The 25,629-nt window shown below is 66.2% G+C and carries 22 protein-coding genes; 17 read left to right on the top strand and 5 right to left on the bottom strand.

Translation table 11 applies throughout. From position 1 onward, the window contains the following. Positions 1 to 6 precede the first annotated feature (6 nt). The 4 genes from AC1DNC_RS13340 (at position 7) to AC1DNC_RS13355 (ending at position 5,644) form a co-directional block, all read left to right on the top strand. A complete protein-coding gene (locus AC1DNC_RS13340; protein ID WP_476863014.1) occupies positions 7 to 711 on the top strand; it encodes a class I SAM-dependent methyltransferase in 705 nt (234 codons plus the stop codon). A gap of 323 nt (positions 712 to 1,034) precedes the next feature. Beyond that, positions 1,035 to 2,816, top strand: coding sequence for an ABC transporter family substrate-binding protein (locus AC1DNC_RS13345; protein ID WP_476863015.1), 1,782 nt, complete (start codon positions 1,035 to 1,037; stop codon positions 2,814 to 2,816). 183 nt (positions 2,817 to 2,999) lie between these two features. Next, a complete protein-coding gene (locus AC1DNC_RS13350; RefSeq protein WP_476863016.1) occupies positions 3,000 to 4,541 on the top strand; it encodes an ABC transporter permease in 1,542 nt (513 codons plus the stop codon). Beyond that, positions 4,538 to 5,644 (top strand): ABC transporter permease, encoded by a 1,107-nt coding sequence (locus AC1DNC_RS13355; RefSeq protein WP_476863017.1) that lies wholly within the window; start codon positions 4,538 to 4,540, stop codon positions 5,642 to 5,644. The genes AC1DNC_RS13350 and AC1DNC_RS13355 overlap by 4 nt, the downstream gene beginning before the upstream one ends. 48 nt (positions 5,645 to 5,692) lie before the next feature. Here the strand turns inward: AC1DNC_RS13355 and AC1DNC_RS13360 are convergent, their stop codons facing one another. Continuing rightward, entirely contained in the window at positions 5,693 to 6,334 is a 642-nt protein-coding gene (locus AC1DNC_RS13360; protein ID WP_476863018.1) for a PH domain-containing protein, read from the bottom strand. Between the two features lie 79 nt (positions 6,335 to 6,413). Between AC1DNC_RS13360 and AC1DNC_RS13365 the strand changes: the two genes are divergently transcribed. The 5 genes from AC1DNC_RS13365 (at position 6,414) to AC1DNC_RS13385 (ending at position 14,031) form a co-directional block, all read left to right on the top strand. Beyond that, positions 6,414 to 8,255, top strand: a complete 1,842-nt coding sequence (locus AC1DNC_RS13365; RefSeq protein ID WP_476863019.1) for an ABC transporter ATP-binding protein — start codon at positions 6,414 to 6,416, stop codon at positions 8,253 to 8,255. A gap of 279 nt (positions 8,256 to 8,534) precedes the next feature. Further along, positions 8,535 to 10,172: a peptide ABC transporter substrate-binding protein gene (locus AC1DNC_RS13370; protein ID WP_476863020.1), complete on the top strand. Its 1,638-nt coding sequence runs from the start codon at positions 8,535 to 8,537 to the stop codon at positions 10,170 to 10,172. A 214-nt stretch (positions 10,173 to 10,386) separates the two neighbouring features. Beyond that, positions 10,387 to 11,316, top strand: a complete 930-nt coding sequence (locus AC1DNC_RS13375; protein WP_476863021.1) for an ABC transporter permease — start codon at positions 10,387 to 10,389, stop codon at positions 11,314 to 11,316. Beyond that, on the top strand, positions 11,306 to 12,298 hold the full coding sequence (locus tag AC1DNC_RS13380; RefSeq protein ID WP_476863022.1) for an ABC transporter permease: 993 nt from the start codon (positions 11,306 to 11,308) through the stop codon (positions 12,296 to 12,298). The genes AC1DNC_RS13375 and AC1DNC_RS13380 overlap by 11 nt, the downstream gene beginning before the upstream one ends. Positions 12,299 to 12,309: 11 nt before the next feature. After that, positions 12,310 to 14,031, top strand: a complete 1,722-nt coding sequence (locus tag AC1DNC_RS13385; protein ID WP_476863023.1) for an ABC transporter ATP-binding protein — start codon at positions 12,310 to 12,312, stop codon at positions 14,029 to 14,031. A gap of 107 nt (positions 14,032 to 14,138) precedes the next feature. Here the strand turns inward: AC1DNC_RS13385 and AC1DNC_RS13390 are convergent, their stop codons facing one another. Further along, entirely contained in the window at positions 14,139 to 14,975 is an 837-nt protein-coding gene (locus AC1DNC_RS13390; protein WP_476863024.1) for an SGNH/GDSL hydrolase family protein, read from the bottom strand. Positions 14,976 to 15,246: 271 nt separating this feature from the next. Here AC1DNC_RS13390 and typA point away from each other — a divergent pair, with 271 nt between their 5' ends. Both typA and AC1DNC_RS13400 read left to right on the top strand, forming a co-directional pair. Continuing rightward, positions 15,247 to 17,175 carry a translational GTPase TypA gene (typA, locus tag AC1DNC_RS13395; protein ID WP_476863025.1) on the top strand — a complete coding sequence of 643 codons (1,929 nt, stop codon included), beginning with the start codon at positions 15,247 to 15,249 and terminating at the stop codon, positions 17,173 to 17,175. 27 nt (positions 17,176 to 17,202) lie between these two features. After that, positions 17,203 to 17,586: a hypothetical protein gene (locus tag AC1DNC_RS13400; RefSeq protein WP_476863026.1), complete on the top strand. Its 384-nt coding sequence runs from the start codon at positions 17,203 to 17,205 to the stop codon at positions 17,584 to 17,586. Here the strand turns inward: AC1DNC_RS13400 and AC1DNC_RS13405 are convergent. Beyond that, positions 17,583 to 17,813 carry a putative acetyltransferase gene (locus AC1DNC_RS13405; protein ID WP_476863027.1) on the bottom strand — a complete coding sequence of 77 codons (231 nt, stop codon included), beginning with the start codon at positions 17,811 to 17,813 and terminating at the stop codon, positions 17,583 to 17,585. The two genes, AC1DNC_RS13400 and AC1DNC_RS13405, sit on opposite strands and share 4 nt — an antisense overlap. 152 nt (positions 17,814 to 17,965) lie before the next feature. Between AC1DNC_RS13405 and fdxA the strand changes: the two genes are divergently transcribed. The 5 genes from fdxA to AC1DNC_RS13430 all read left to right on the top strand — a co-directional run bounded on the left by fdxA (position 17,966) and on the right by AC1DNC_RS13430 (position 22,419). Beyond that, positions 17,966 to 18,292 (top strand): ferredoxin, encoded by a 327-nt coding sequence (fdxA, locus tag AC1DNC_RS13410; RefSeq protein WP_056737938.1) that lies wholly within the window; start codon positions 17,966 to 17,968, stop codon positions 18,290 to 18,292. Between the two features lie 12 nt (positions 18,293 to 18,304). After that, positions 18,305 to 19,453, top strand: coding sequence for a succinyldiaminopimelate transaminase (gene dapC, locus AC1DNC_RS13415; protein ID WP_476863028.1), 1,149 nt, complete (start codon positions 18,305 to 18,307; stop codon positions 19,451 to 19,453). Positions 19,454 to 19,684: 231 nt separating this feature from the next. Beyond that, positions 19,685 to 20,968 carry a citrate synthase gene (locus AC1DNC_RS13420; protein ID WP_175321750.1) on the top strand — a complete coding sequence of 428 codons (1,284 nt, stop codon included), beginning with the start codon at positions 19,685 to 19,687 and terminating at the stop codon, positions 20,966 to 20,968. Positions 20,969 to 21,116: 148 nt separating this feature from the next. Beyond that, complete coding sequence (locus tag AC1DNC_RS13425) at positions 21,117 to 21,749, top strand: TetR/AcrR family transcriptional regulator (RefSeq protein WP_476863029.1); 633 nt, start codon at positions 21,117 to 21,119, stop codon at positions 21,747 to 21,749. A gap of 58 nt (positions 21,750 to 21,807) precedes the next feature. Continuing rightward, positions 21,808 to 22,419 carry a hypothetical protein gene (locus tag AC1DNC_RS13430; RefSeq protein ID WP_476863030.1) on the top strand — a complete coding sequence of 204 codons (612 nt, stop codon included), beginning with the start codon at positions 21,808 to 21,810 and terminating at the stop codon, positions 22,417 to 22,419. A 27-nt stretch (positions 22,420 to 22,446) separates the two neighbouring features. On the opposite strand, the gene AC1DNC_RS13435 is transcribed toward AC1DNC_RS13430, so the two are convergent. Both AC1DNC_RS13435 and dapD read right to left on the bottom strand, forming a co-directional pair. Continuing rightward, a complete protein-coding gene (locus AC1DNC_RS13435) occupies positions 22,447 to 23,298 on the bottom strand; it encodes a hypothetical protein (protein ID WP_476863031.1) in 852 nt (283 codons plus the stop codon). Between the two features lie 65 nt (positions 23,299 to 23,363). Then, positions 23,364 to 24,374: a 2,3,4,5-tetrahydropyridine-2,6-dicarboxylate N-succinyltransferase gene (gene dapD, locus AC1DNC_RS13440; RefSeq protein ID WP_476863032.1), complete on the bottom strand. Its 1,011-nt coding sequence runs from the start codon at positions 24,372 to 24,374 to the stop codon at positions 23,364 to 23,366. A gap of 71 nt (positions 24,375 to 24,445) precedes the next feature. Here dapD and dapE point away from each other — a divergent pair, with 71 nt between their 5' ends. Further along, complete coding sequence (gene dapE / locus AC1DNC_RS13445; protein ID WP_476863033.1) at positions 24,446 to 25,570, top strand: succinyl-diaminopimelate desuccinylase; 1,125 nt, start codon at positions 24,446 to 24,448, stop codon at positions 25,568 to 25,570. Positions 25,571 to 25,629: the final 59 nt, after the last annotated feature.

Here is a 25,629-nt window from a genome sequence, read left to right on the forward strand (position 1 = left end):
GGATCCGTGAAAGCCGACCACTATGACAGCTTCGCCGAGAGCTACGCGGCGGAGAATGAATCCAGCTTGCTCAACGCCTACTACGAGCGGCCGGCGATGATCGGTCTCGCCGGCGACGTGACCGGCCGCCGGATCCTGGACGCAGGGTGCGGTTCCGGGCTCCTGTCCGCGGCGCTGAGTGCCAAGGGCGCCCTTATGACCGGCTTCGATTCCAGTCCGGCGATGCTCGAACTGGCAAGACAGCGGCTGGGCGCGGCCGCGGACCTTCACCTGGCCGACCTCAGCAGGCCGCTCCCTTTCGTCGACGACTCCTTCGACGACGTCGTCTCCTCCCTGGTCCTGCACTATCTGGAGGACTGGTCCGGCCCCCTTGCCGAACTGCGGCGCGTGCTGAAGCCGGGAGGCCGCCTGATCCTCTCGGTCAACCACCCCACGGTCAGCGTGGTCACCCAGCCCGCCGAGGACTACTTCGCCATCCGGCAGTACTCGGAGGATTACGAGTTCGACGGCGAGCCGGCCGTCCTGACCTTCTGGCACCGGCCGCTGCACTCAATGATTAGTGCCTTCACGTCAGCGGGCTACGGCATAGCCTCCGTGAGCGAACCAGAGCCCGCTCCGGACACGCCGCGCGAACTCCTTCCGCCGCGCATCCTCAGCGGCGAGAAGTCAGCGTTCCTGTCCTTCATCTTCTTCGTCCTCGAAGCCGGGTGAGATGCCGGTGACCGGGCCGGTAATGGACGATTAACTCGAAAAGCTTCGATCCGCGTGGATCCGGGCTTTTTGCGGCATTCGGTCAATATCCCGGACTTCCAGATTCGTCAATGAATTTCGACAAAATTTACTTAACGCGGGCGCCAATTGTTGCAGCTCGATAACGAACCATACCTGCGAACAAATTTCATGCCGTTCTGCCCCGCTGCGGGTTTACGCTTCATGCCATGTGAGACGCGCCACACTGCCGCTGGGGGAGTGTGGACGTCTGTCCGGCGCCTCAGGCGCCGGTCTCATCCACACCACAGAAACAAGGAGGCGGAATGCGATTCGGTCGTATTTCCAAAGCAGTGGGGGTCGCGGCAGCAGCAGCACTCGCACTGAGCGCTTGCGCGGGAAACAGTGGCGGGTCAACCCCGTCGTCCGCGGCGGCTGCAGCCAAATCAGGCGGATCGGCAACAGTCGTAGAGGTGAACGCGTTCAACACGTTCAACCCCAACACCGCTGACGGCAATACTGATATCAACTCGAAAGTCAGCTACGCCACCCACTCCGGATTCTTCTACGTCGACAACAAGCTCAATGTTGTCCGCAACGAAAAGTTCGGCAAGATGGAAAAGGTCTCAGACAACCCGTTGACCGTGAAGTACACCATCAACGACGGCGTCAAGTGGTCTGACGGCACGCCCGTCACCGCCGCCGACCTGGTGCTTCAGTGGGCTGCCTTCTCCGGCTACTACAACGACGCCGACGCGGAAGGAAAGAAGGGAACTTCCTACTTCTCCTACGCCGGCGACCCGACCGGCCTGGCGCTGACCGATTTCCCGGAACTGGGCGACGACAACCGCTCCATGACGATCAAGTACTCCAAGCCCTTCGCTGACTGGGAAATCGCCCTCGGCGGCCCCGGCATCGACATCCCGGCCCACGTCCTCGCCAAGAAGGCCGGCCTGGCCGACGCCAAGGCGTTCGTGGACCTCCTGAAGGGTATGCCGCGCGGAGACGCCAAGAACCCGAAGCCTGCCAACAAGCAGCTCAAGGCCATGTCTGACATGTGGAACACCGGCTTCGACACCAAGACGCTGCCGGCCGATCCCAGCCTCTTCCTCTCCAACGGCCCCTACGTCGTCAAGGCGATGAACCAGGACCAGTCCCTGACCATGGTCAAGAACAAGGACTACAACTGGGGCCCGGAGCCCAAGCTGGACGAAATCACCGTCCGCTACATCGGTGAAGCTCCGGCCCAAGTCCAGGCACTGAAGAACGGCGAAGCGGACATCATCGCGCCGCAGGCTTCCGCGGACACCGTGGAGCAGCTCAAGGCCCTCGAGAGCCAGGGCGTCACGGTTGAGGTGGGCAACCAGCTCTCCTACGACCACCTCGACCTGAACTACAGCGGCCCGTTCGCCGACAAGAACGTCCGCGAAGCCTTCATGAAGACGGTCCCGCGCAAGGACATCGTCGACAAGATCGTCAAGAAGCTGGACGACAAGGCCAAGCCGCTCGATTCCCAGCTCTTCGTCCCGGACCAGGCCAAGTACGCCGACTCCGTCAAGGACAACGGCTCCTCCGCATTCCAGGATGTTGACATCGAGGGTGCAAAGAAGCTGCTGAACGGCGCCACGCCGTCGGTCCGCATCATGTACAACAAGGACAACCCCAACCGCGTTGACGCCTTCTCCCTGATCCGTGAATCCGCCGCCAAGGCAGGCTTCAAGATCGTCGACGGCGGCCTCGGCAAGTCTGACTGGGGTAAGGCCCTGGGTGACGGCAGCTACGACGCCACCATCTTCGGCTGGATCAACTCGGGCGTCGGTGTCTCCGGTGTTCCGCAGATCTTCAAGTCCGGCAACGGCTCGAACTTCAACAAGTTCAGCGATCCCGAAGCCGACAAGCTGATGGACGAGCTGATCATCACCACCGACAAGGCCAAGCAGGATGACCTCATCCAGCAGGTCGACAAGAAGATCTGGGCTTCCGGCTACGGTCTGCCCCTCTTCCAGGCCGTGGGCGTGGACGCTTACAGCGACCGCATCACCGGCGTGAAGTACATGCCGAACCAGACCGGTGTCTGGTGGAACTTCTGGGAGTGGGCGCAGAAGTAGCCCGCAACCGCAAGTGACACTTGCTAGCTGAAGGCGTCGGGACCACGGCTTTACGGTCCCGACGCCTTTCTAGCGACCCTCCCCGGCGATGAGTGGCGCGGCCGCGTCGCCCGGGGGTATCCGGCCTAATTCTGCGACCGGTCCGGGCGATCCCTGGGCCCGAATACCGAGGTTCTATTCCCCATGGTGACCTACATTGTCCGGCGGCTCATGACCGCCGCCCTCATTCTTCTCGGCGCATCCTTCCTGGTGTACATCCTGACAGCGGCGTCAGGTGACCCCCTCGAGGAATACCGCGCCATCAGCGCAGCCAACAAGCAGCAACTGATGGACGCCCGCACCGAACTCCTGCAGCTGGACGTCCCCCCGCCGCTGCGCTATTTCAAATGGCTTGGCGGCGCCGCCCAGTGCCTCGTCCCGTTCGCCAACTCCTGCGACCTGGGCAAGAACATCGTGGGCCAGCCCGTGACGGATGCCCTGGGCCACGCGCTGATCCAGACCCTGACGCTGGTCACCGGCGCCACGGTGCTGGCCATCCTCATCGGCATCACCCTGGGCATCATCACCGCCCTGCGCCAGTACAGCGCGCTGGACTACGGCGTGACCTTCATGGCGTTCCTGTTCTTCTCCCTGCCGATCTTCTGGGTGGCCGTCCTGCTCAAGGAATTCGGCGCCATCGGCTTCAACAACTTCCTGCGTAACCCCGAGATCCCCATGCTTACTGCCATTGGCATCGGTCTCGCCTTCGGCCTGGTGGTTGCGGTCGCGGTTGGCGGCGAACTGAAGCGCCGCGTGCTTGCCGGCGGCATTGTCTTCCTCTTCGTAACCGCCGTCCTGGTCTACTTCTCCGCCACCGAGTGGTTCAAGACCCCCGGCCTGGGACCGGTGATGATCGCGATCGCCGGCGTCGGCCTCGCCTTTGCCGTCACCCTGCTCACCGCCGGCCTGAAGAACCGCAAAGCCCTGCAGTCGGCCCTGATCGCTGTCGGCGTCGGCGTCGTCCTGTATTTCGTCGTCCAGCCGCTGCTGGACCAGGCGACTTTCCTCATGATCGTGCTGCTGGCCATCGCCACCGTCCTGGTGGGACTCGGCATCGGCTACCTCGTGGGCGGCTACGACCGTGGGCAGTCGATGCGCGCGGCCGCCATCACCTCATTCCTTGTAGGGTTCCTGATCCTGCTGGACCGCTTCATGCAGGCATGGCCCACGTACTTCAACAACAGCCGCGTCCGCGGCCGCCCCATCGCCACCATCGGGGCGAGCACCCCCAACATCGAGGGCGACTTCTGGGTCCTTGGCCTGGACTCCTTCACCCACCTGATCCTGCCGACCCTCGCCCTGATCCTGATCTCCCTGGCCAGCTACACCCGGTTCACCCGGGCCTCCATGCTGGAGATCATGAACATGGACTACATCCGCACCGCCCGGGCCAAGGGCCTGTCGGAACGCACCGTGGTCATGCGCCACGCCTTCCGCAACGCCCTGATCCCGATCGCCACGATCGTGGCCTTCGACATCGGCAGCCTGATCGGCGGCGCCGTGATCACCGAGTCGGTCTTCTCCGTCCGAGGCATGGGCTTCCTCTTCCTGGACGGCATCCAGCACGTTGACCCGAACCCCGTCATGGGTGTCTTCCTGTGCGTAGCCATCACAGCCATGGTGTTCAACCTCATCGCGGACCTCGCCTACTCCGCACTTGATCCGCGCGTAAGGGTAAAAGCATGAGCCAGCCAAGCCAGCAAGACGAAATCATGGCCGAAGAGGCCGCACTGCAGCCCGCGCCGGCAGCCGGCGTCGAACCCGTCCTCGAGGCGAAAGGCCTGAGCCAGGGCCAGATCGTCCGGAAGCGCTTCCTCGGACACTCCGGTGCCATCATCGGGCTGGTGGTTTTCGCGCTGATCTTCATCGTCGCCTTCACCTCCGTCGGCTACCTGGGCATCCCCGGCTGGTGGAAGTACAACCACGAGCAGGTCTCCCCGCTGGTCAACGACGGCGCACCGACCTCCTCGCTGTGGCCGCTGGCCTGGGGCGAACACCCCTTCGGCCAGGACCGGATCGGCCGGGACCTGTTCGCCATGACCATGCGCGGCGCCCAGCAGTCCATCACGGTGATGGTGGTCATCGGCCTAATCGCCGGCCTGATCGGCGTCGTCGTCGGCGCCGTCTCGGGCTACTTTCGCGGCTGGGCCGAAGCCATCCTGATGCGCCTGACCGATGTCATCATCATCGTCCCGGCCCTCCTGCTCGCCGCCGTCATGGCGCAGATGGCCGGCCGGCGCGACTCGGGCAGCTGGTTCTCCTCGTTCGCCAGCACCAACGGCGTCCTCGCCCTGGGCATCTTCCTGGGCCTGATCAGCTGGGTCAGCCTGGCCCGCCTGATGCGCGGCGAGTTCCTCTCGCTGCGGGAGCGCGAATTCGTGGACGCCGCCCGGATCTCGGGAGCGAGCAACGCCCGGATCATCTTCAAGCACATCCTGCCCAACGCCGTCGGCGTGCTGATCGTGAACGTCACGCTGACCATGTCCGCGGCGATCCTGACCGAAACGGCACTGAGCTTCCTCGGCGTCGGGGTGAAGGCCCCGGACACCTCGCTGGGCCTGCTCATCTCGCAGAACCAGCAGGCCTTCTCCACCCGGCCCTGGTTGTTCTGGTTCCCCGGCCTGTTCATCGTGCTGATCTGCCTGAGCATCAACTTCATCGGCGACGGCCTGCGCGATGCCTTCGATCCGCGGCAGAAGAAGTTCAATGCCAAGAAGGCGCAGGATACGGCCGCCCCATCGCCGGAGGCCGCTCCGGTGACTGCTCTTGACGGCACCAAGGACCACTAAGTGCGCTGCCACGACGCCGCCGGCCCGGCCCGGCAGCCGGACAAGGCACTACTGGGCGGCCACCGCCCAGTAGCTGGCCGCGAGCAGCAGCACGAAGCCGCCGATGGCCGCCCAGCGCGGGCGGACGGTCACGGCCGCCGCGTCGGCATCGCCGGTCGTCTCGCCTGCAGCGAGCGTGCCGCTTTCCACCAGCTCCCGCCAGCGCGTGCGCACCAGGCGCGCGGCCTGGCCGGAGTCGGTGGACTTGAGGTCGCCGGGCCGGACCGACTGCCCGGGACCGTAGCTGGTGTCCGGCAAGCCCTGCAGGTCCTCGGGGCGGGCATTGCGCCCGCCCCAGATGCCGGGGGCCGGCGCGGCCCAGGCGGCGTAGCTTTTCTGTGCGGTCACGAGCGTCAGGGCGTAGCGGGTGTCCACGTGCACCAGGGCCGCCCACGGCACCAGCACCGTGCGGAAAGGGTTCTCCAGCGTGACCCCGCCGCTGTGCACCACGACGGCGGGCATCCAGAAGAACTGCCAGCCCAGCAGCGCGATCAACAGCAGCGGCCCGGTGGTGGGAAGCGCGGCGGGTCCGGCCGAGGCAACAGTGACCACCAGGCCGATGACCGCCACGGTCCAGGCCAGCCAGGCGAACCATTTGTTCGTCCGGGCCTTGAAGATTTCAACGTTTCCGGCAGCGGGCACAGTGCTCATGCCCCCAATAATTCAGCATTCCGAGTTCCAGCACTAATCACCGGTGCCATGGCCGCTCGGGTGGAAGGAAAATCCCATCATGACTGACTTCATTACCCTGGATCCCGCCCCGGCTCCCGCGCCCGGCAAGGGGGACGCCGTCCTGGAGGTCCGCGACCTCAGCGTCGACTTCGGCGTGGATAAGAAATGGGTTCCCGCGGCGATCGGCCTCAATTACGAGGTGCGTGCCGGTGAGGTCCTGGCCATCGTGGGGGAGTCCGGCTCCGGCAAGAGCGCCAGTTCGATGGCCCTGCTCGGACTGCTGCCGAGCAACAGCCGGGTCAGCGGCAGCGTGAAACTCGGCGGCAAGGAACTGCTCGGGGGCAACGAGGCCAACATCCGCGCTGTCCGCGGCAAGGACGTCGCCGTCATCTTCCAGGAGCCCATGACGGCGCTGAACCCCGTCTACACCGTGGGTGCACAGATCGTGGAGACCATCCGGCTGCACAATGAGGTCTCGCCGGACCAGGCCCGCGAACGCGCCCTGCGGATGCTCGACCTCGTGGAGCTCCCGGACCCGGAAAAGGCGTTCAAGTCCTACCCGCACCAGCTCTCCGGCGGCCAGCGGCAGCGCGCCATGATCGCGCAGTCCCTCTCCTGCGACCCGAAGCTCCTGATCGCGGACGAGCCCACCACGGCCCTTGACGTCACGGTGCAGGCCGAAATTCTGGACCTCATGCGCAACCTGCGCAACAAGCTGGACAGCGCGATCGTCCTGATCACCCACGACATGGGCGTCGTGGCGGACCTCGCGGACCGGATCGCCGTCATGCGCCGCGGGCTGATTGTGGAGACGGGCACCGCCGCCGAGATCTTCCACAACCCCCAGCACGAGTACACCAAGGCGCTCCTCGCCGCCGTCCCGCACCTCGGACAGGGTGGCGCGGCGGGCGACGACGGCGTCGACGTGACGGCGGCTCTCGCCGCCGCGACGCACTCCGACCTGGAGGCCGTCCCGCGCTCCGAATTGCTGCGCCGGGAGCGCGAAAACGCCGCGGCGCTGGCCGCGGCCGCCGGCGCGGCAGGAACCGCGGCGAAGCCGCAGGGTGAGCCGGTGCTGGAACTCACCGACGTCGCCATCGAATACCCCAAGCAGGGGCGGGTGCCGGCCTTCCGCGCCGTCGAGGGCGCCAACCTTGCGATCTACCCGGGCCAGGTGGTGGGCCTCGTGGGCGAGTCCGGATCGGGCAAGACGACGATCGGGCGCGCGGCCGTGGGCCTGTTGCCGGTTGCCGCGGGCATCATGAAGGTCGTGGGGCAGGACATCTCGGCCGCCAAGAAGAACGGTCGCCAGTTGCACGAGATGCGCCGGCACGTCGGCATGGTGTTCCAGGACCCGTCGTCGTCGCTGAACCCGCGGCTGCCGATCGGTGAAAGCATCGGCGAGCCCATGTTCCTCGCCGGCGTCGCGAAGGGCGCCGAACTGCAGACGCGTATCGAAGCGCTGCTGGACCAGGTGGAGCTGCCGCGTGACTACCGCAACCGCTATCCGCACGAGCTCTCCGGCGGGCAGAAGCAGCGCGTCGGCATCGCCCGGGCCCTGTCGCTGAAGCCGAAGCTGATGGTGGCGGACGAGCCCACCTCGGCCCTTGACGTGTCCGTCCAGGCCAAGGTCCTCGAACTGTTCCAGAACCTGCAGAAGGAACTTGGTTTCGCCTGCCTGTTCGTCACCCACGACCTGGCCGTGGTCGACGTCCTGGCGGACCGGATCTGCGTGATGCAGCGCGGCCGGATCGTCGAGCAGGGCACCCGCGACCAGATCCTCCGGAACCCGCAGGAGCCCTACACCCAGCGGCTCCTGGCAGCTGTTCCGCTCCCGGATCCGGAGAAGCAGCGGGAGCGCAGGGAGCTGCGGGCGCAGCTGATTTCGGGCGCGAGCTAGGGGGTTCTGCCGCTGATTTTCGGTTAACGATCCATAACCGGGCTGCCTCCCGGGGCGAATGGTACCAGCCAGTAATGTGTGACTTGAAATACGTTGCGATTGACGCTAGCCGTCACGGAGTTGTCGAGTCACGGTTTGGCAACGGAGTTCCATCATTCGGACTTTTTGCGGTTAGGCTACTTCCATATGTAGGCCACGTCACAGGATATTTCTGTGCCTGGACCTGCCGGGAAGCACAAGTCTCTCCCGCACGAACTCCCACAACTCTTAGGAGGCGGAATGCGTTTTTCGCGCACTTCCAAAGCACTGGGCATGGTGGCTATCGCCGCTTTGGCCCTGACCGGCTGCGGCGGCGGTTCTAGCACCGCCGGCGGCAGCACCGGTGGCAACGCCAGCAAGGTCATCATCGCCGACGGCTCCGAGCCCCAGCGCCCGCTGATGCCGGCCGACACCAACGAAGTTGGCGGCGGCAAGGTTATCGACATGATCTTCGCCGGCCTGGTCAGCTACGACCCCAGCGGCAAGCCGGTGAACGAACTGGCCGAGTCCATCGAGGGCAAGGACGGCCAGCACTTCACCATCAAGATCAAGAAGGACCAGAAGTTCACCAACGGCGAAGCCATCACGGCCAAGACGTTCGTTGACTCCTGGAACTTCGGTGCAGCCGCAAAGAACGCCCAGCTCAGCGGCGCCTTCTTCGAAAGCATCAAGGGCTACGACGAAGCCAGCAAGGAAGGCTCCAAGGTCGAGACCATGTCCGGCCTGAAGGTCGTGGACGACCAGACCTTCACCGTCGAACTGAAGCAGCCGGAATCCGACTGGCCGCTGCGCCTCGGCTACACCGCCTTCGTCCCGGTTCCCTCCGGTGCGCTGAAGGACCCGAAGGGCTTCGGCGAGAAGCCGGTCGGCAACGGCCCGTACAAGCTGGCCGACGGCGGCTGGCAGCACAACGTGCAGATCCAGCTCGTTCCGAACCCGGACTACAACGGCCCCCGCAAGGCCAAGAACGCCGGCGTGACGTTCAAGATCTTCCAGAACGACGACGCCGCGTACCAGGACCTGCTGTCCAACAACCTGGACATCCTGCAGACCATCCCGACGAGCGCCCTGAAGAACTTCAAGACCGACCTCGGCGACCGCACCATCAACAAGCCGTACGCCGGCAACCAGACCATCGCGATTCCGGAATACCTGCCGGAGTGGAGCGGTGAGGCCGGCAAGCTTCGCCGTCAGGCCATCTCCATGGCCATCAACCGCGATGAAATCACCAAGGTCATCTTCAGCGGGGCACGCCAGCCCGCCAAGGACTTCACCGCTCCCGTCCTGGACGGCTACAGCGACTCGATCCCGGGTTCCGAGAACCTGAAGTTCGACGCCAACAAGGCCAAGGAAGCCTGGGCCAAGGCTGACGCCATCAAGAAGTGGGACTCCGACAAGACCTTCACCATCGCCTACAACGCCGACAAGGGCGGCCACAAGGCATGGGTCGAGGCTGTTGTGAACCAGCTGAAGAACACCCTCGGCATCAAGGTTGAAGGCAAGCCGTATGCCACCTTCAAGGAAGCCCGCAACGACGCCACCGCAGGCACCCTGACCGGCGCGATCCGCGCCGGCTGGCAGGCCGACTACCCGTCGCTGTACAACTTCCTCGGACCGATCTACAAGACCGGTGCAGGCTCCAACGACGCACGCTACGCCAACCCGGCATTCGACAAGGCCATCTCTGAAGGTCTTGCCGCTTCCTCCGTCAGCGAAGGCAACAAGGCCATGAACAAGGCCCAGGAAACCCTCCTGACCGATCTGCCGGCCATCCCGCTGTGGTACCAGGTTGCCCAGGGCGGCTGGAGCGAGAACGTCACCAACGTTGACTACGGCTGGGACGGCGTCCCGCTGTACTACAACATCACTGGCAAGTAACAACTGAACAACGGCGGGGGCTGCCTGGATTGGGGCCTCCGCCGTTGTTTTGCTTCCACCCAATTTCTAAGCACCCGCCTCAGCCGGGTGTACTTCGCAGCCGGGCCGCCGTGACCGCACCGGGGCCGCTGCACCCATAGTGAAAAGGTTCTTTGATGAACAACTCCGCCGCATCCTTGGACAGGGTGCCTGCTGACGGGGGTGTCCTTCGCTAATGGCGAGCTACATCCTTAAGCGTTTCCTGCAGCTGATCCCGGTCTTCCTGGGCGCCACGCTGCTTGTCTACTTCCTGGTCTTCAGCCTGCCTGGCGACCCCATCGTGGCCCTCTTCGGCGACAAGCCGGTCAACCAGGCCGTCGCGGCACAGCTCCGGGAGCAGTACCACCTGGACCAGCCGTTCTGGATCCAATACCTGCTCTACCTCAAGGGCATCTTCACCTTCGACCTGGGCCAGGACTTCTCCGGGCGCCCGATCGCCGCCGTGCTGGGCGAGGTCTTCCCGGTCACGGCCCGGCTGGCCGTCATGGCGCTGATCTTCGAGGCCGTCTTCGGCATCATCTTCGGCCTGATCGCGGGCCTCCGCAAGGGCAAGTTCTTCGACGCGACGGTCCTGATCGCATCCCTGATCGTGATCGGCATCCCGATCTTCGTGCTCGGCTTCCTGTTGCAGTTCACCATCGGCGTCCAGCTGGGCTGGGCCAAGCCGACCGTCAGCTCGGCTGCCACGGTCCAGGACCTGATCCTGCCGGCAATCGTCCTCGGCCTCGGCTCGTTCGCCTACGTCCTGCGCCTGACCCGGACATCCGTCATCGAAAACATGAACGCCGATTATGTGCGAACCGCCACCGCCAAGGGGCTGTCCCGTTTCCGCGTGGTCCGCGTGCACATTCTGCGCAACTCGCTGATCCCGGTGATCACCTTCCTCGGTGCCGACCTGGGCGCCCTGATGGGCGGGGCCATCGTGACCGAAGGCATCTTCAACGTGCCCGGTGTCGGCAACCGCCTCTACCGCGCCGTTACGCAGGGTGAGGGCCCCACGGTCGTCTCGATCGTCACGGTGCTCGTGCTGATCTACGTCGTGTCCAACCTGCTTGTAGACCTGCTGTACGCCTGGCTTGACCCAAGGATCCGCTATGACGCCTGAGAACATGACCCCAGACCTGCGCGCCACAACGCCAGCGAAGCGGCACGTCGAGCACTTCGTCGCCGACTTTGCCGAGACGCCGCTGCAGGCAACCGACAAGGTCAAAGAGGACCAGGCGCCGCTGAGCCTTTGGGGCGAAGCGTGGAAGAACCTGCGCAAACAGCCGCTCTTCCTGATCTCCGCCTTCCTGATCCTCGTCGTCGTCGCCGTGTCGCTCTTCCCCTCGCTCTTCTCCGGGATCGATCCGGCCTCCGAAGCGTGCCAGCTGGCCAATTCGGATGCCGGGCCGGCCGCCGGGCACCCGCTGGGCTACACCCAGCAGGGCTGCGACGTATACGCCCGAGTCATCTTCGGCACGCGCTCCTCGGTGACCGTGGGCCTCTTCACCACCCTGGGCGTCCTCCTTATCGGCGGCATCATGGGTGCCCTCGCCGGCTACTACGGCGGCTGGGTGGACTCCGTCCTGGCCCGCATCAACGACATCTTCTTCGCGCTGCCGCTGATCCTCGGCGCCATCGTGATGATGCAGTTGCCGGTGTTCCGCGCCAACCGCACAGCCTGGACGCTCGTGCTGATCCTGGTCACCTTCGGCTGGCCGCAGATTGCCCGCATCACCCGCGGCGCCGTGATCGAGGTGCGCAACGCGGACTTCGTTACCGCCGCACGCTCCCTGGGTGTCTCCAAGTTCGGTGCGCTGATGCGCCACGTCATGCCGAACTCGCTCGCGCCGATCATCGTCGTGGCCACGATTTCGCTGGGCACCTTCATTGTCGCGGAGTCCACCCTGTCGTTCCTCGGCATCGGACTGCCGCCGAGCGTCATGTCCTGGGGTAACGACATCCAGGCAGCGCAGGCTTCCCTGCGGTCCAACCCGATGCCGCTGCTCTGGCCGGCTATCGCGCTGTCCATCACCGTTCTGAGCTTCATCATGCTGGGCGACGCCCTGCGTGATGCTCTCGATCCCAAAGCGCGCAAGCGATGAAAGGGGACGCCATGAACGCCTCTGTCGAATTCCACGAGGCCGGCGCGGCTGCCGGGCGCCCGCTCCTTGAAATCAAGGATCTGGCGATCAGCTTCACCACCAGCAACGGCGAAGTGAATGCCGTCCGCAATGCCCACCTCACCGTGATGCCCGGCGAAACCGTCGCCATTGTCGGCGAGTCCGGCTCCGGCAAGTCGACGACGGCGCTGGCCGCCATCGGCCTGCTGCCCGGCAACGGCCGGGTGGCCGCGGGCAACGTCTTCTTCGACGGCGAGGACATTGCCCACGCCTCCGAGAAGCGGATGATCGAACTGCGCGGCAACAGCATCGGCATGGTGCCGCAGGACCCGATGTCCAACCTGAACCCGGTCTGGAAGATCGGCTACCAGGTCCGCGAGACGCTGAAGGCGAACGGGCTGCCCAGCGGCCCGGACGACGTCGCGAAGGTGCTTTCCGAGGCCGGGCTGCCGGACGCTTCCCGCCGTGCCAACCAGTACCCGCACGAGTTCTCCGGCGGCATGCGCCAGCGTGCCCTGATCGCCATCGGCCTGTCCTGCCAGCCGCGCCTGCTCATCGCCGATGAGCCGACGTCGGCCCTCGACGTGACCGTGCAGCGGCAGATCCTGGACCACCTGGACAAGATGACCACCGAACTCGGAACGGCCGTCCTGCTCATCACCCACGACCTGGGCCTCGCGGCCGAACGCGCCGACAAGGTTGTGGTGATGTACCGCGGCCAGGTCGTCGAGTCCGGTCCGTCACTGGAACTGCTGCAGAACCCGCAGCACCCGTACACCCAGCGGCTGGTTGCCTCGGCGCCGTCGCTGGCGTCACGGCGCATCCAGGCCGCCAAGGAACTGGGCGTCGAATCGGACGACTTGCTGGCGCCCGCTGAGGACGCCGTCGTGGCCTCGAGCATGCCCGACGAGGTGCTGCAGATTGAGAACCTGAGCAAGGTCTTCAAGCTGCGCTCCGGCTTCGGCCGCGCCACTGACTTCACCGCGGTGGACGACGTCTCGTTCAGCGTCAAGCGCGGAACCACGACGGCGATCGTGGGGGAGTCCGGCTCCGGCAAGTCCACCGTGGCGCAGATGGTCCTGAACCTGCTGCAGCCCACCTCGGGCAAGATCGTGTTCGACGGCGTCGACACCTCCACGCTGAACAGCAAGGAGATTTTCGCCTTCCGCCGCCGCGTGCAGCCGATCTTCCAGGACCCCTACGGTTCGCTCGATCCGATGTACAACATCTTCCGCACCATTGAGGAGCCGCTGCGGACCCACAAGATCGGGGACAAGGCCAGCCGCGAGAAGAAGGTCAGGGAACTGCTGGACCAGGTGGCGCTGCCGCAGTCCACCATGCAGCGGTACCCGAACGAACTCTCCGGCGGCCAGCGCCAGCGTGTGGCGATCGCCCGCGCCCTGGCACTGGACCCTGAGGTGATCATCTGCGACGAGGCTGTCTCGGCACTCGACGTACTGGTCCAGGCGCAGGTGCTGAACCTGCTCGCGGACCTGCAGTCCAGGCTGGGCCTGACCTACCTGTTCATCACCCACGACCTCGCGGTGGTCCGGCAGATCGCGGACCACGTGTGCGTGATGGAGAAGGGCAAGCTGGTCGAAACCGGTTCCACGGATGACGTGTTCGACGCGCCGAAGCAGGACTACACCAAGGCCCTGCTCAACGCGATTCCCGGTGCCAAGCTCATGCTCCCTCCCGAGGCGGCATCGGTCTAGCTGCCGCGGCCCGGAGGGTCGCAACGACAAGACGAGCCGGCGTCCACCTGAGGGTGGGCGCCGGCTCGCTCTGTTGGGAAGTGGTTCGCCAATGCAGCGGCCGCGCCCTAGATGAGGCCGAGTGCCTCGAAGCGCTTCTCCAGCACGACGGCCGCGGCCTCGTGGCCCTCTTCGTTGAGGTGCCGGTCGTCGGCCATGTGGCGGGCGAGTCCGTAGCGGGTCAGCCAGTCGCCCACGCTGACGAACGAAAGTCCGTACTCCTTGGCCACCGAGCCCAGCAGCGTGTCGACCTGGGTCCTGCGGCCGCCACCGGCGTCGGCGCCCCTCGCGAGCGTGCCGACCATCACGACGTTGGCGTCCGGGTACCGGTTTTCGACAGCATCGATCAGGCGCTCGGCGTTCTCCGAGATCTGGATGTCGGACGCACCCCTCGTGGCGTCGTTCCCGCCGCCTTCGATGACGACCACGGGTGGCGCACCATAGGGCAGGTGCCAGTCGCCGTTCTCCAAGGCATCGATGTAGTTGCCCCGGCTGCCGTTGCCGGCCACAAAGCCGGTGCCGCTCCCGCCGCAGAAGACGACGTTGAAGCCAAGCCTTTCCAAGGCAAGCCTGGGCCAACTATCCGAGGGCTCCGACTGGGAGTCGCCGATCAGCACGGCAGTGTTTTCGATGTCCTTGACGATGACTTCGGTCCGGCCGTTGGCGGGGTTCCGGTACAGCGAGCCCGCGGGCAGGCTGCTGGGGTCCACTGCGGTCTTCCGGCGGACGGAACCCGCAGCGGCGGGCTGGCCGGGGCCGGGTGCGGCCGCGACCGGAAGTTCTTTCACGCGGTCCGAGGTCTTAGGCAGTGCGGCGGGCTGCATCGCCGGGGTGCAGGCGCCCAGAAAAAGAGCGGCGGCCAGCAGCGGCGGGACTATGTGGGCCATCCTCTGGGCACTTGGCATGTCGGACTTCCCCCGCGTTCGTAGTTGCTTCAGCAATAATGCGGCAAACCGGGGCCGAATACCAGTGACTTTGGTCACCTGGGCGGCGCAGCGGACTCACGATTCGGTAACGGGCAGGGGAGGGGCGCTTTTCGGATTTTAGGCCAATAAATGTCCAAGCGTCTAGAATGGATGAAGGCGCCCTGTGTCAAAGGGCCGTACCTGTCGTGCGTTCCGGTTGGAAATGTCGCGATACAACAGCTGACTTCACCACTGAATCGAGCAATAACGCATGTCTGAAACCACCACCAACACTGCGGTAGCCACTGCATCGCGCAGTGACCTGCGCAACGTCGCGATCGTGGCCCACGTTGACCACGGCAAGACCACCCTGGTCGACGCCATGCTCAAGCAGACCAACTCCTTTGCCGAGCACAACCACCTCGAAGACCGCGTCATGGACTCCGGTGACCTGGAGCGGGAAAAGGGCATCACCATCCTGGCCAAGAACACCACGGTGGCCTACAACGGTCCGTCCTCAAACGGCGAGACCATCACGATCAACGTCATCGACACCCCCGGCCACGCCGACTTCGGCGGTGAGGTCGAGCGCGGCCTGTCCATGGTCGACGGCGTCGTCCTCCTCGTCGACGCTTCTGAGGGCCCGCTGCCCCAGACCCGCTTCGTGCTGCGCAAGGCCCTCGCCGCGCACCTGCCGGTGATCCTGCTGGTCAACAAGACCGACCGCCCCGACGCCCGCATCGAGGAAGTCGTCCACGAGTCCATGGACCTGCTCCTTGGCCTGGCCTCCGACCTCGCCGACGAAGTTCCGGACCTGGACCTGGACAAGATCCTCAACGTTCCGGTCGTCTACGCCGCCGCCAAGGTCGGCCGCGCTTCGCTCGAGCAGCCCGCCGACGGCACCGCACCGGAGAACGAGAATCTGGAACCGCTGTTCCAGACCATCATCGACCACATCCCGGCCCCGACTTACAACCCGGAGGGTGTGCTGCAGGCGCACGTCACCAACCTGGACGCCTCCCCGTTCCTTGGCCGTCTCGCCCTGCTGCGTATCTACAACGGCACCCTGCGCAAGGGCCAGACCGTGGCCTGGGCGCGCGCCAACGGTGAACTCAAGAACGTCAAGATCACCGAACTGCTCGCCACCAAGGCACTGGACCGCGTCCCGGCGGAGTCCGCTGGCCCGGGCGAGATTGTCGCCGTCGCCGGCATCGAGGAGATCACCATCGGTGAGACCCTGACCGACGCCGAGAACCCGCAGCCGCTGCCGCTGATCACGGTGGACGACCCGGCCATCTCCATGACAATCGGTATCAACACCTCGCCGCTGGCCGGCAAGGTCAAGGGCGCCAAGGTCACCGCACGCCAGGTCAAGGACCGCCTTGACAAGGAACTGATCGGCAACGTCTCCATCAAGGTGCTCCCGACCGAGCGTCCGGATGCCTGGGAAGTCCAGGGCCGTGGCGAGCTCGCGCTGGCCATCCTGGTCGAGCAGATGCGCCGTGAAGGCTTCGAGCTGACCGTGGGCAAGCCGCAGGTTGTCACCAAGACCATCGACGGCAAGGTCCACGAGCCGATGGAGCACATGACCATCGACGTGCCCGAAGAGTACCTCGGCGCCGTCACCCAGCTCATGGCCGCACGCAAGGGCCGCATGACCAACATGGCCAACCACGGCACCGGCTGGTGCCGCATGGAGTTCATCGTTCCGGCCCGTGGCCTGATCGGCTTCCGCACCAAGTTCCTCACGGACACCCGTGGCGCCGGCATCGCCGCCTCCATCTCCGAAGGCTACGAGCCGTGGGCCGGCCCGATCGAGTACCGCACCAACGGTTCGATGATCGCCGACCGCGCCGGCGTTGTTACCCCGTTCGCCATGATCAACCTGCAGGAACGCGGCTCCTTCTTCGTCAAGCCCACCTCCGAGGTCTACGAGGGCATGATCGTCGGCGAGAACTCCCGCGCCGACGACATGGACGTCAACATCACCAAGGAAAAGAAGCTCACCAACATGCGTGCCGCTTCCTCGGACACCTTCGAGAACCTGACGCCGCCGCGCGACCTGACCCTCGAAGAGTCCCTCGAATTCGCCCGCGAAGACGAGTGCGTCGAGGTAACCCCGGACGCCATCCGCATCCGCAAGGTCATCCTTGACACCAACGAGCGTGCCAAGGCCAACCGCGCCCGCGCCAAGGTCTAATCCCGGACTCCGGGCTTCGGCTGAGAAGTGACTAAGAGAGCTGCCGTCAGGGCAGGCGGTATTGCCGCCGCCCTGGCGGCAGCTCTTTTCGTTGCCCTGGCCGGCACCGCACTGCACCGACAGCAGCTGGCGGCAGCCGGCATCGAACTTCCCTGGGGCGCCGCGGCCGCGCTGGTGCTGCTCGCATCGGTGGAACTGCTGCTCGGAGCAGCGTCGCGTTCCCTGGTCCCGCCGGCGGTCTGCGGTGCAGCGTGCTACGCGCTGACGGGCTGGTGGTCCACCTTAGAGACAGGCAAGCGGCTCATCATCGGGGATCTGGCCGGCAACCTCTGGATTTTCGGCACGGCCCTGGTCACAGTGGTCATGCTCATCTGGTGCCGCCGCTACGCCCGCGGCGGGCCCCGGCCCTAGCCCCGGCGGGGCGGGGCGGGCGGAACTTCCTTGGCCGCCACGACGAGTTGCAGGGGGATGACGACGTCGGCGCGGCGGGTGCGGACGGTGCAGCCGCCGTCGGACCTCCCCACAAGGTCACCGAGCGCGTCCGTAAGGCCTCCGTCGATCCGGTACCGCACCACGACGCGGGTGCCCAAGGGGGCGTCGGAGAGGAACTGCTGCGGCTGGGGGATTGGTGAACTCATCCGTTCATAGTAGGACGCGCAGGCTCTGTGACGCCCGGCTAGGTTCGCGGGATCGTGCTGGGAGATAATAGGCTCAGAAGTCAGCAGCCCGGCGCTCAGGCCGGGAGCAAGATCCGGCGGGATGCCGGAACCAACGTGGAGAGGCCAGGGACGTGACGTACGTAATCGCGCAGCCGTGTGTAGATGTCAAAGACAAGGCATGCATTGAGGAATGCCCCGTCGATTGCATCTACGAGGGTGAGCGTTCCCTGTACATCCACCCGGACGAGTGCGTGGACTGCGGCGCCTGCGAGCCCGTCTGCCCCGTCGAGGCCATCTACTACGAGGATGACACCCCCGAGGAGTGGGCCGACTACTACAAGGCCAACGTCGAGTTCTTCGACGTGCTCGGTTCGCCGGGCGGCGCGGCCAAGATCGGAAACACCCACACGGACCACCCGATGATCGCCGCCCTGCCGCCGCAGAACCAGGACAACTAGGACGGCGCCCCGGTGACTTCAGCGGTGCGCAGCTTCGGCCTCAGCCTGCCCGACTACCCGTGGGAAGCCATGGCCCCGTATCTCGCGCGGGCCGCGGAACACCCCGGGGGCGTTGCCAACCTCTCGATCGGCACCCCGGTGGACGATACGCCCGCCTTGGTGCAGGAAGCCCTCCGGGCCGCGGCCAACGCGCCCGGCTACCCGACGGTGCACGGCACCCCGGCGCTGCGGGAAGCTATCGCAGCCTGGTTCGAGCGCCGCCGCGGCGTGCCCGGACTGGATCCGCAGAACGTGATGCCCACCGTCGGTTCCAAGGAACTCGTGGCCTGGCTGCCGTTCCTGCTCGGCCTCAAGCCGGGCGACGTCGTCGTCCGGCCGACCGTGGCATACCCCACCTACGACATCGGGGCCACCTTTGCCGGAGCCGAGCACGTCGCCGCGGACGACCTCGACGAGCTCGACGCCGACACCCGCGCGCGCGTGCGGCTCGTCTGGGTTAACTCCCCGGCCAACCCCACCGGAAGCGTCCGCCACGTCGCCTCCCTGCAGCGGATCGTGGACCAGGCGCGGGAACTCGGCGCCGTGGTCGCCTCCGACGAGTGCTACGCCGAACTCGGCTGGGGCGAATGGGACGTCCAGCGCGGCGGCACGCCGGTCCCCAGCATCCTTGACCCCCGGGTGGCCGGGGACTCCCACGAAGGCCTCTTGGCGGTCTATTCGCTGAGCAAGCAGTCCAACCTCGCCGGCTACCGGGCCGCCTTCGTGGCCGGAGACGGAGCGATCATGGCCAACCTGGTCAACAGCCGGAAACACGCCGGCATGATCGTGCCCTACCCGGTCCAGGAAGCCATGCGCGTGGCCCTCGGCGACGATGCCCACGTGGCCGCGCAAAAGGACCTGTACCGCGGCAGGCGCGAGCGGATCGTTCCGGCCCTGGAGCGCTTCGGGCTGACCATCCACGAATCCCGCGCTGGGCTGTACCTCTGGGCCACCGCCGGTGAGGCAACCTGGGACACCGTCGGCCGGCTCGCCGACCGTGGAATCGTCGTCGGGCCGGGCGTCTTCTACGGGGACGCCGGCAACGGCTTCATCCGGGTGGCGTTGACTGCCACGGACGAACGGATCGACGCCGCCGTCGAACGGCTGGCTACGGGACCGTAACAATGCTGTGAGGAGGGCCACAAGATGCCCGATTTGGCCGCCTCGGAGTCGTCCCGGATTAGTGCCACCCGCGAACTGGCGGTAGTTTTTAACTGACTATCAATGGTGGCTTTCCACAAGAAGGCAGCGCAGCCGTTGGAATCCGTGTCCAGATACAGGTTCCGTGGGCCGCTTCACCAGATGTTGGATCAAGCTTTCAACAGAGGCCCTGACGCCTCATGAGGAGAATCCATGACTGAGACCACCAGCGCAACCCTGCGTCATGCGGGCGGCGAGCTCGAGCTCCCGCGCATCAAGGTTGTTGAAGGAAACGAGGGCTACGACGTTTCCAAGCTGCTGAAGCAGACCGGCGCCGTTGCCTTCGACCCCGGTTTCATGAACACCGCGGCCACCACCTCGGCCATCACGTACATCGACGGCGACGCCGGCATCCTGCGCTACCGGGGCTACCCGATCGAGCAGCTCGCCCAGCACTCCAGCTTCCTGGAAGTCTCCTACCTGCTGATCTACGGCAACCTGCCGACGCCGGCCGAGCTGGAAGCATTCGACCAGCGGATCCGCCACCACACCCTGCTGCACGAGGAGCTCAAGGGCTTCTTCAGCGGCTTCCCCCGCGACGCCCACCCGATGCCGGTGCTGTCCTCGGCCGTCTCCGCGCTGTCCACCTTCTACCAGGACTCGCTGGACCCGTTCAACGCCGAGCAGGTTGAGGTCTCCACCTACCGGCTGCTGGCCAAGATGCCGGTCATCGCCGCCTACGCCCTGAAGAAGTCCGTCGGCCAGCCGATGCTGTACCCGGACAACTCCCACAACCTCGTGGAGAACTTCCTGCGCCTGAGCTTCGGCCTTCCGGCGGAGCAGTACGAGGTGGACCCGGTGGTCGCCAAGGCACTGGACCTGCTGCTGATCCTGCATGCGGACCACGAGCAGAACTGCTCCACCTCGACGGTCCGGCTGGTCGGCTCCTCCAACGCCAACCTCTTCGCCTCCGTCTCCGCCGGCATCAACGCGCTCTTCGGCCCCGCCCACGGCGGCGCCAACGAGGCCGTGCTCAAGATGCTCCGCCAGATCCAGGCCGACGGCATCAAGCCCGAGGACTACATGGAGAAGGTCAAGAACAAGGAAGACGGCGTCCGCCTGATGGGCTTCGGGCACCGGGTCTACAAGAACTACGACCCGCGTGCCAAGATCGTCAAGGCCACCGCGCACGAGATCCTCAGCAAGCTCGGCGGCAACGACGAACTGCTCGAGATCGCGCTTCGCCTCGAAGAGAAGGCGCTGCAGGATGACTACTTCATTCAGCGCAAGCTCTACCCGAACGTCGACTTCTACACCGGCCTGATCTACAAGGCCATGGGCTTCCCGGAGAAGATGTTCACCGTGCTGTTCGCGATCGGCCGCCTGCCGGGCTGGATCGCCCAGTGGCGTGAAATGATCAGCGACCCGAACACCAAGATCGGCCGCCCGCGCCAGCTGTACACGGGAGAACCGGAACGGAACTACCCTTCGGTCTAACCCCGGAACCACATACGACGCCGGCCGCGCACCTCGAGCGAGAGGAGCGCGGCCGGCGTCGTTGTTGGCGCACTCGGTGGTGCTGGAGTTGCGGGTGTGACCGGCGTGGAGCGTCCGGCATGGGGCACATCCGTGCTAAAAAGGAGCAATGCCCAAATTTGTCGACGCTGCTTTGCGGCGCCAAGAAGTTGTCGAAGCCGTCTTCAGGATCGTCGCAGCGGACGGGCTCGAAAGGGCATCCCTCCGCGAAGTAGCTGACGAAGCCGAGCTGGCCGTTGGCTCGGTGCGGCACTACTTCGCCAGCAGCGACGAACTCCTGGCCCACTCCTTCGGCGTCGTCGTGGACCGCATCGCGGCCCGGCTGGACGCTGCCGAGGCCCGGCTGGCGGCGACCTCCCCGGGTTCCGCCGAGCACCGGGACGGAGCGTTAGCCCTGCTGGCGGAACTGCTCCCGCTGGATGAGGAACGGGCCGTGGAGGCCTGCGTCTGGATGGCCTTCAAGAACGCGGCCCGCACCAAGCCGTTCCTCGCCCCGGAGGCCGACCGAAGCCACCGCACGGTGGCCGCCGTGGTCGGCCGGTTGATGATGGACCTGGCCGCGGGCGAGGCCGGCGGCCCCGGCCAGCAGCAGCTCGTCACCGAGGCCGAACGGCTGCTCGCGACGCTGGACGGACTCACCATGCACGCTTTGCTTCAGCCGGAATGGATGACGGCGCAGATGTGCCACGATGTACTGGAAGCCCATTTGGTGAGCCTGGACAGCCGCGCTGCCAGCCATTAACGTGCGCTACCTTCAGGAATAGACTGGAAAAGTACGTCTTGCCAAGGGAGGCAATCGGATGCACCACACAGGCGGCCCCGGCTGGCGGATCACCATGGACACCTCAGGTCCCATGCTCATAGCGCTTTACGTCCGCGACGCCGCCGGCCTGGATACTGCAGGCCACCCGGCACTCTCCCACGTGGCCCCGAAGATCCGTTCCTCCGACCACACGCATTTGATTGACGAGGTCGGCGGCATGCCTGCCCTCAAGACCGAGTGGGAGGCCTGGTGGGCGCAGCTCCTGAAGGCACACCCCGAGATGGAACCGGAACTGGGCCCGCCCGGCTTCCGGGCGTTCGGCAACTCGCCGGCACTGCGGCGCGTACTGCAGGCCCACTTCGGCGCGGCGCTCAGCTGGGCGCGGGAACGCCGGGGGGAGTACCTTGCCCTCGAAGCCGAGCGGGACGCCAGCGGAGCCACCCAGCTGCTCGCCGACATGGTCGACGACCGGCTGCTGGAAGTCGGCCGGGCGGCGCGGGATTTCGAGCTGACCATTATCGAGCTCCCGCTCGCCGAACCCCGGGCCTGGTACCTGGAACCGGACAAGATCATCATGAGCTCGGCCCTGCTCTCCGAGCCGGAGCTGTTCCGCAGCTACGTCCAGCCGGTGGTCGAACTCCTGGTCTGAACCGGAGTCCGGCCTCTGGGCCGGCAACTAGGGCGCGGGCTTCTCCGCGACGGTGATGCTGACCTGCCCGGCGGGCGCCTCCGAGGACTGCCAGCCGTTGTGGTCTGCCCTGGTCCAACCCTTGCCGTCCGTCCGGACTTCGGTGACGGACAGCGCCTTCGCGTTCGCCACCGCCCACTGCGCCACCGCCCACGCCTGGTTGTCCTGGGCCTGGACCGTCACCGTCTTGCCGGACGCCGTTGCCGGGACGGTCCCGAAGGCCGCCAGCAGTCGCTGACGGACCTGGCCGGCGTTCCCGGCGGCATCCGGCTTGCGCAGCGAGCAGTCCACGCCCTGCGGGGTGTAGCCGGTCAGGGCCGAGGCGAAAGCGCGGGCCATCGGTTCGTGCTGGGCGTAGGCGCCCGGATAGGCCGAGCGCTGGACCCTCTGGGCGGCCTCGGTGATGGGAATGACCTGGTAGCCGGGGATTTCCTCGAGGGCATCGTAGAACGCGTTGGTGGCGTGGTACGGGTCCATCACCTGCGCCTCGGTGCCCCAGCCCTGGGAGGGACGCTGCTGGAACAAGCCGCGCGAGTCCGGGCCGGCTTGGTCGCCGTGGCCGATGTTGCGCAGTTTCGATTCCTGCATGGAGGTGGCCAGGGCGATGCTGGCGGCTCGTGCCGGCAGCCCGCGGCGGACCGCGACGGCGCTGACCAGGGCGGCGTTGGCGGCCTGGTCGGTGGCGAGATCCTCGCCGCCGGCCCCCACTGCGGTGCAGCGCTCCGTGATCAGCGTCTCGGAGCGCTGCAGGAATCCCACCGCCGTGTAAATGGCGCCCGCCACCATCGCCAGGGCCAGCAGCAGCACGATCCGTCGGCGCCAGCGACCCCTGCGTGCCATGTAACTACTCCCTCAAGCCCGGACGGGCCGGTCGGTTCTTCAGCCGGTTGATTGTCGGCAGCCGCCTAGTTGGCGTGCAGAGCCTCGTTGAGCTCGACAGTCTGTCCCTTGCGCGGCAGGACTTCCACTTCGCCGGTGGAGGAGTTGCGGCGGAAGAGCAGGTTCGGGATGCCCGAGAGCTCGACGGCCTTGACGATCTGGCTGGTGTCCTCGCCGTCGGCGTCCTTCGGCCCGACCACCCGCACGCGGGTTCCGGCCGTGACGTAGAGGCCGGCCTCCACGACGGAATCGTCGCCGATGCTGATGCCCACGCCCGAGTTGGCGCCGAGCAGGACCCGCTCACCGAGGGAGATTTTCTCCTTGCCGCCGCCGGAGAGCGTGCCCATGATGGAGGCGCCGCCGCCGACGTCGGAGCCGTCGCCGGCCACCACGCCGGCGGAGATGCGGCCCTCGACCATGGACGTGCCGAGCGTGCCGGCGTTGAAGTTCACGAAACCCTCGTGCATGACGGTGGTGCCTTCGGCCAGGTGCGCGCCGAGGCGGACGCGGTCGGCGTCGGCGATCCGCACGCCGGAGGGGATGACGTAGTCCACCATCCGCGGGAACTTGTCTACGCCGTAGACGGTCACCGCACCGCGCTTGCGCAGGCGTGCGCGGGTCAGTTCAAAATCTTCGACGGCGGCCGGGCCGAAGTTGGTCCACACGACGTTGGGCAGCTTGCCGAAAATGCCGTCCAGGTTGATGCTGTTCGGCTGTACCAGTCGGTGGGAGAGCAGGTGCAGGCGCAGGTACGCGTCCGCGGTGTCCGCGGGTGCTTCGTCAAGGTGGATCTGGACGAAGACCACCTTCTGTTCGGTGCCGCGGTCCGGGTCGGCACCGTGCTCGGCGATGTCGAGCAGTGACTGGTCCGCGTTCGCGACGTCGCGCAGGTTCTCCGCAGCAGTTCCGAGCGCCGGCGCCGGGAACCAGACATCCAGCACGGTGGCCGTGCCGTTGTGGGTGGCGATGGTGGCGACCCCGTAACCGTAGGCGGAGCGGGAGTCTTCGGGCGCGACGGCAGCAGCGGTTTCAGTCATGCGTCAAGTCTATAGACGGCCCACGCGCTCCCCGAAACCGGTGACGGGAGCCGGACAGATACAGTGGAACGGTGACTGATCATATTGCTCCCGCCCGCCTGGACCTGCACCAGGACGTTGCCTTGTTGACCGCGGACATCATCGACATTTTCAGCGTCTCCGGGGAGGAACGCCGGCTGGCCGACGCCGTTGAGCACGCCCTCCGCGCCATCCCGGAGTTGGAACTGACCCGCGACGGCGACGCGATGATCGCCCGCACCAACCTCGGCAGGGCGGAGCGCGTGATCCTCGCCGGACATCTCGACACGGTCCCGCTGCCGACCACCGAGGGCGCGCTGGGCACGGTCCCCTCGTACTGGCCCTCCGGGGCGCCGGGGGAGGGCATCCTGTACGGCCGCGGCGCCACCGACATGAAGAGCGGCGTCGCAGTGCAGCTGGCGCTGGCAGCGGGCCTGTTCGACGGCGGCGCGGCGCCGGACAAGGACGTCACCTTCGTCTTCTACGACCATGAGGAAGTCGAGGGCGTCAAGAGCGGCCTCGGCCGGCTGGTGCGGAACCACGGCGCCCTGCTCGAGGGCGACTTCGCGATCCTGCTCGAACCCACCGACGGGACGGTCGAGGGCGGCTGCAACGGCACGATCCGCTTCGAGGCGACCACCCTCGGTGAGGCCGCCCATTCGGCACGGGCCTGGATGGGCAGCAACGCCATCCATGCCGCGGCCCCGATCCTGGCCCGACTGGCCGCCTATGAGCCGCAGACCGTCACGGTGGACGGGCTGGACTACCGCGAGAGCCTCAACGCCGTGCGGGTCAACGGCGGTACCGCGGGCAACGTCATCCCGGACCGCTGTGTCGTGGAGATCAACTACCGCTTTGCCCCGGACAAGTCCATGGCGCAGGCCGAGGAGCACGTCCGCGAACTGCTCGCCGGCTTCGACCTGGTCCGCACCGACGGGGCTAACGGTGCACGCCCGGGCCTTAACCACCCCGCGGCCGCCTCCTTCGTGGCCGCCGTGGGCGCCGAGCCGAAGCCCAAATACGGCTGGACCGACGTCGCGCGTTTCAGCGAACTGGGCGTCCCCGCCGTGAACTTCGGCCCGGGCGATGCGCTGCTGGCGCACAAGGATGACGAGCACGTCGACGCCGAGGCGATCCGCGAGTGCCTGCGGGCGCTGCGCAGCTGGCTCGTCGTCTAGTCTCTGCCCTGCACCCCTCGAAAAAAGGAAGGTCCGGAACCCGATCGGGTTCCGGACCT

Source organism: Arthrobacter sp. 01N442 (genome assembly GCF_056399345.1).

Excerpts from the sequence above, each read along its gene's own strand:
- AC1DNC_RS13345 (WP_476863015.1), top strand. The coding sequence starts at position 1,035 with ATGCGATTCGGTCGTATTTCCAAAGCAGTGGGGGTCGCGGCAGCAGCA.
- AC1DNC_RS13350 (WP_476863016.1), top strand. The coding sequence starts at position 3,000 with ATGGTGACCTACATTGTCCGGCGGCTCATGACCGCCGCCCTCATTCTT.
- AC1DNC_RS13355 (WP_476863017.1), top strand. The coding sequence starts at position 4,538 with ATGAGCCAGCCAAGCCAGCAAGACGAAATCATGGCCGAAGAGGCCGCA.
- AC1DNC_RS13360 (WP_476863018.1), bottom strand. The coding sequence starts at position 6,334 with ATGAGCACTGTGCCCGCTGCCGGAAACGTTGAAATCTTCAAGGCCCGG.
- AC1DNC_RS13365 (WP_476863019.1), top strand. The coding sequence starts at position 6,414 with ATGACTGACTTCATTACCCTGGATCCCGCCCCGGCTCCCGCGCCCGGC.
- AC1DNC_RS13370 (WP_476863020.1), top strand. The coding sequence starts at position 8,535 with ATGCGTTTTTCGCGCACTTCCAAAGCACTGGGCATGGTGGCTATCGCC.
- AC1DNC_RS13375 (WP_476863021.1), top strand. The coding sequence starts at position 10,387 with ATGGCGAGCTACATCCTTAAGCGTTTCCTGCAGCTGATCCCGGTCTTC.
- AC1DNC_RS13380 (WP_476863022.1), top strand. The coding sequence starts at position 11,306 with ATGACGCCTGAGAACATGACCCCAGACCTGCGCGCCACAACGCCAGCG.
- AC1DNC_RS13385 (WP_476863023.1), top strand. The coding sequence starts at position 12,310 with ATGAACGCCTCTGTCGAATTCCACGAGGCCGGCGCGGCTGCCGGGCGC.
- AC1DNC_RS13390 (WP_476863024.1), bottom strand. The coding sequence starts at position 14,975 with ATGCCAAGTGCCCAGAGGATGGCCCACATAGTCCCGCCGCTGCTGGCC.
- typA (WP_476863025.1), top strand. The coding sequence starts at position 15,247 with ATGTCTGAAACCACCACCAACACTGCGGTAGCCACTGCATCGCGCAGT.
- AC1DNC_RS13405 (WP_476863027.1), bottom strand. The coding sequence starts at position 17,813 with ATGAGTTCACCAATCCCCCAGCCGCAGCAGTTCCTCTCCGACGCCCCC.
- AC1DNC_RS13420 (WP_175321750.1), top strand. The coding sequence starts at position 19,685 with ATGACTGAGACCACCAGCGCAACCCTGCGTCATGCGGGCGGCGAGCTC.
- AC1DNC_RS13425 (WP_476863029.1), top strand. The coding sequence starts at position 21,117 with ATGCCCAAATTTGTCGACGCTGCTTTGCGGCGCCAAGAAGTTGTCGAA.
- AC1DNC_RS13430 (WP_476863030.1), top strand. The coding sequence starts at position 21,808 with ATGCACCACACAGGCGGCCCCGGCTGGCGGATCACCATGGACACCTCA.
- AC1DNC_RS13435 (WP_476863031.1), bottom strand. The coding sequence starts at position 23,298 with ATGGCACGCAGGGGTCGCTGGCGCCGACGGATCGTGCTGCTGCTGGCC.
- dapD (WP_476863032.1), bottom strand. The coding sequence starts at position 24,374 with ATGACTGAAACCGCTGCTGCCGTCGCGCCCGAAGACTCCCGCTCCGCC.